The organism is Pedobacter psychrodurus, assembly GCF_004331735.1.
GTDB classification, from domain to species: Bacteria; Bacteroidota; Bacteroidia; order Sphingobacteriales; family Sphingobacteriaceae; genus Pedobacter; species Pedobacter psychrodurus.
In genome coordinates, this window is the sequence record NZ_SJSO01000048.1 from 1 (window position 1) to 4,749 (window position 4,749).

Here is a 4,749-nt window from a genome sequence, read left to right on the forward strand (position 1 = left end):
GCTTGGGCTGAAAGATGAATCGATGCAGGCAGCAGATGTATTCAGTTCGAACCAAATAGATTATCTAGATATGGTAAGACAACGAGTGGAAGGAGGCACAGAATTACAGAAAAATCCATACAAAAAGCAAACCCTGGCTTGGGCCACATGGTTATTAGCTAGACTGGCAGGATGGAGCGGATATAAATCTCATGGTCCACCAGGATATATCACAATCAAAGAGGGGTTAGATAAATTCAACCAACAATTTATAGTTTATGCACAAGTAATGGAACACAAAGATGTGTGTAAAGATTAGCCTTGAGGAGAGGGAATGAACAGCCTTTGCCATAAAGCACTACCGTTCATAGGGTGAGGTGTTGTAACATTTCCATTTCCTTTTAAAATTAGGTCACGCTTTACCTAAATTGCAACCAAACCTAAAATTCATGAAGAAATATTTACTTTTCCTTTTGCTTTGCACGGGCGAATATACTTTTGCACAACAACTAGCGCCCTTAACCGTCGAAAAAATAATGCGCGACCCAAAATGGATGGGCGTTGCACCAACTAATTTCCGTTGGACAGCGGATAGCAAAACACTTTATTTCAACTGGAACCCCGAAAATAAAGTTAAAGAAGAATTATTCAAAGTTTCGGCAAGCTCTACAAAACCTGTTAAAGCAGTAGAAAAGGAAGATGAAAAACTATTAAGTTTAAACTATACCTATAATAGTAATCGTTCTCTTGGTTTAACCGAAAAAAGTGGAGATATCTATTTGCAGAATTTCAAAGCCAACAAAGAAACGCGGTTAACCAGTACGCAAGAGCGAGAGAACAGTCCTGTTTTTTTAACCAATGGAAATATCGTTTACCAATTGGGCGATAATTTATTTGAAGTAGATTTAAAATCGGCCGAAACCAAACAGCTCACCAATTTCGTTAAAGGTAAAAAAGCAGGCCGACCAGAAACCAAGCCACTCACCGAGCAGGACAAATGGCTGAAAGCACAGCAGACCGAACTGTTTGATATCATTAAAAAAAGAAATGCTGAAACCAGAAATAGTTCCCGGGCAGGAAGAGGCCGTTCAGGTGCAGCTGTTGGAGATACAAAGCCATTAAAAGAGCTTTATACCGAAGATAAGTTCTTGAATGGCGTAAGCATTAGTCCCGATGGGCGCTTCATCACTTATAAGCTCACCACTCCGGCCCAGAATAACCACAGTACCATTGTTCCCAATTATATTACATCATCGGGTTATACCGAAGATATTCCTGGCAGAACAAAGGTTGGCGAAAATGAAAACATTTCGCTGGGTTTTATCTACGATACCCAAAAAGATTCTGTTTATGCGATTCAAACTTCAACCATTGCAGGTATAAAAGATCTCCCTGATTACCTAAAAGATTATCCAAAAGAATTAGATACCTTAAAAAAGAAAAATGCAGATAGACCCGTAAATTTCTTTGGTCCGCTTTGGAACGATAACGGAAGTACTGCAATTGTTGTGGCCACTTCTACTGACAATAAAGACCGCTGGATTTTAAAGTTAGATGCTTTAACCGGCAAATTTTCTTTAATAGACCGCCAGCGTGATGAAGCCTGGATTGGTGGTCCCGGCATTAGCGGCTTTTATCAAGGCAGTACTGGATGGATAGATAACAACCGTTTTTATTATCAAAGTGAGGCTACCGGGTATTCACACCTTTATGTAGCTAATATGGCCACGGGCGACAAAAAACAACTTACTTCTGGCAAATGGGAAGTACAATCGGTTGGGCTATCAAAAGATAGAAGTACATTTTATCTTAAAACAAACAAAGAGCATCCAGGGATTACAAACTTCTTTAAAATCAGTGCCAATGGGGGCGAACTTGTGCAAATAACCACCATGAAAGGCTTGAATGATATCACCCTCTCTCCTGACGAAAAATACATTGCCATTAATTATTCTTTCATGGACAAACCTGGAGAGTTGTATCTTCAGCCAAATAAGGTTGGTGCTAAAGCCGAAAAAATTACCCGATCTACTTCTGCCGAATTTAATTCCTACAAATGGCGCCAGCCAGATATGGTAAGTTTTAAAAACCGTTATGGCGCAGATGTTTATGCAAGAGTGTATAAATCGGATCATCCACATGCTAACCATCCTGCTGTAGTTTTTGTTCACGGTGCCGGTTATCTTCAAAACGTTCACTTTGGCTGGAGCACTTACTTCCGCGAGTTTATGTTCAATAATTTACTGGCCGATAACGGTTACACCGTAATCGATATTGATTATACCGGGAGTTCTGGTTACGGCCGCGATCACCGTACGGGCATTTACCGCCACATGGGTGGAAAAGATTTAACCGACCAAGTGGATGGCGTTAAATTTTTGGTTGAGAAATATGGTGTTAATCCTCAGCATGTTGGTTTATATGGAGGCTCGTATGGTGGTTTTATTACATTGATGGCGATGTTTAACGAAGCAGATGTTTTTGCCAGCGGTGCGGCTTTACGTTCGGTTACCGATTGGGCGCATTACAACCACGGTTATACCTCAAATATTTTAAACGAACCTTATAACGACCCGATTGCCTACAAAAGAAGCTCACCGATTTATTTTGCCGATAAGTTAAAAGGCAACCTTTTAATGGCCCATGGAATGGTTGATGTAAATGTTCATTTTCAGGATATTGTACGCATTAGCCAACGTTTTATAGAGCTTGGAAAAAACAATTGGGAACTCGCCGTTTACCCCGTTGAAGACCACGGTTTTATTGAGCCCAGCAGTTGGACTGATGAATATAAAAGAATATTTAAACTGTATGAAAATACGTTGAAGAAGTAGCTTTTCCTTAAGCTGGTCGTCTTTTCGAGCGAAGTGCAACGCAGTCGAGAAATCTATCTCCATAGATCTCTCCATTTCGCTACGCTTCAGTCGAGATGACGGCCATTACGTATAAATTCCTCAAAGATGCTTCGTACCTCAGCATGACAGCAAAACAAAGGAATAGAACTCAGCTATATTTTATTTCAATAATATAGTTTTCATCTATATCGTTATCAATAAATACAATTAACAATTAGTAAAACGGGGTTGATTGACTCCTCTTTTAGCCTTACCTTTGCAGCATAAAATTAAAAATAAAAAATTATGGCAATAGTAGGTAAAAAATTCCCAAGTGTTAGTATTGATGCAATGTCAGACATGGGTGATGACTTGAAAATCAATGTATTTGAAGAGGCTGTAAACAAAAATAGCAAGGTATTATTGTTCTGGTATCCAAAAGATTTTACTTTCGTTTGCCCTACAGAATTACACGCTTTCCAAGCTGCTTTACCTGAATTTGAAAAAAGAAATACAATTGTAATCGGTGCATCTTGCGATACTAACGAAGTTCACTTCGCATGGTTAAACACACCAAAAGATAACGGCGGTATTGAAGGTGTTACTTACCCGATCTTAGCTGATACTCACAGACAGTTATCTGGCATCTTAGATATTTTAGACCAAGAAGTTAACTACGATGAAGAAGGAAACGAATCTTTCTCTGGTTCGAATGTTTCTTTCAGAGCTACATATTTAATTGACGAAACTGGTAAAGTTTTCCACGAAAGTGTGAACGATATGCCACTAGGTAGAAACGTTAAAGAATATTTACGTTTAATTGATGCTTATGCTCACGTTCAAAAACATGGCGAAGTTTGTCCTGCAAACTGGGAAGAAGGAAAAGAAGCAATGAACGCAAACAGAACTGGCGTAGCTGAATATTTAGCCGCTAACTAATTAAACAAAAGGTTATGTTTTTAGAATTAACAGAAGATAATCTTCAACAATATTTAGCCGAGAACTCGAAGGTTATGGTTCAGTATGCTGCATCTTGGTGCGGAAACTGCCGGATCATGAAACCGAAGTTTAAAAAACTGGCTTCAGAAAATGAAGATGTAGCTTTCTTGATTGTTGATGCCGAAAAACTTCCAAACTCACGCAAATTTGCAAACGTTGATAATTTACCAACTTTCGCAGCTTTTGAAGGCGGTAGCTTGGTAGATCAGGTGCAAACCAACAAAGCAGAAGGTTTAATAGAACTATTTAACAAGATAAAGTAATGAAGATTCCGGTTATAAGACAATTATTTCAAAACACCACTCCGGCACAATTGGAGACAACTTTAGAAGTTTTAGAAGCATTTTGCGAATTTAGAGGGGTTAGCGAACACGAAGTTGATGTTGCAGGCGAAATGATTACCAATATTTGCGGTGCCTTAGAAGTACATCAAATGGTAAGTGAAGGTGCAGCAGAAAAGGACGCACTAAATGCTTTCGGCCAAAAAGTTATGGGTTCGATTGATCGATAATCGTCTTAAAGCTTTAATCTGGCTTTTTCAAAATATAACCCCTCGTAGATGTAAATCTGCGGGGGGGTTTTGTTTGTCAAACTGATTCGATTATATGTGGTCTATATCAATTTTTTAGCTCATTTCTCTAAGACGATCGTCCTTTAGATTTGTTTTGATATATTATTTAAGAAAATCTAATATTTATTTTACTTAGCTTAATTATCAGATTACCTAAAGCGGTAGCGGCACATTAATATTTCGTCAAGGTTTTTATACCTATAGCATGATGCAATCCGCTACCGTTTTTTCCCTTAGTGACCAGATAACAATTAGGGCAATACCCATTATTAAGGACTAGGATCGATGGGGTAAAAATTAGGTAACTATTACAAACATAAAAAATAACAGGATGATTGTCTCTACAAATTTTTTTATTGGGATTGA

4 protein-coding genes and 1 pseudogene are annotated in these 4,749 nt (G+C 38.4%); all 5 read left to right on the forward strand.

Going from position 1 to position 4,749, the window contains the following annotated elements:
* Positions 1-298 (forward strand): annotated as a pseudogene (locus EZ456_RS25215) (hypothetical protein); the annotation flags it as partial.
* Positions 299-428: 130 nt separating this feature from the next.
* The gene (locus tag EZ456_RS24880; RefSeq protein ID WP_165501411.1) at positions 429-2,813 is read left to right on the forward strand and encodes a S9 family peptidase; all 2,385 of its coding nucleotides are present in this window, start codon (positions 429-431) and stop codon (positions 2,811-2,813) included.
* A gap of 306 nt (positions 2,814-3,119) precedes the next feature.
* Complete coding sequence (locus EZ456_RS24885; protein ID WP_025141704.1) at positions 3,120-3,752, forward strand: peroxiredoxin; 633 nt, start codon at positions 3,120-3,122, stop codon at positions 3,750-3,752.
* Positions 3,753-3,766: 14 nt separating this feature from the next.
* Positions 3,767-4,075 carry a thioredoxin family protein gene (locus EZ456_RS24890; protein ID WP_131534906.1) on the forward strand — a complete coding sequence of 103 codons (309 nt, stop codon included), beginning with the start codon at positions 3,767-3,769 and terminating at the stop codon, positions 4,073-4,075.
* Positions 4,075-4,323, forward strand: a complete 249-nt coding sequence (locus EZ456_RS24895) for a DUF6952 family protein (protein WP_010599336.1) — start codon at positions 4,075-4,077, stop codon at positions 4,321-4,323. The genes EZ456_RS24890 and EZ456_RS24895 overlap by 1 nt, the downstream gene beginning before the upstream one ends.
* Positions 4,324-4,749: the final 426 nt, after the last annotated feature.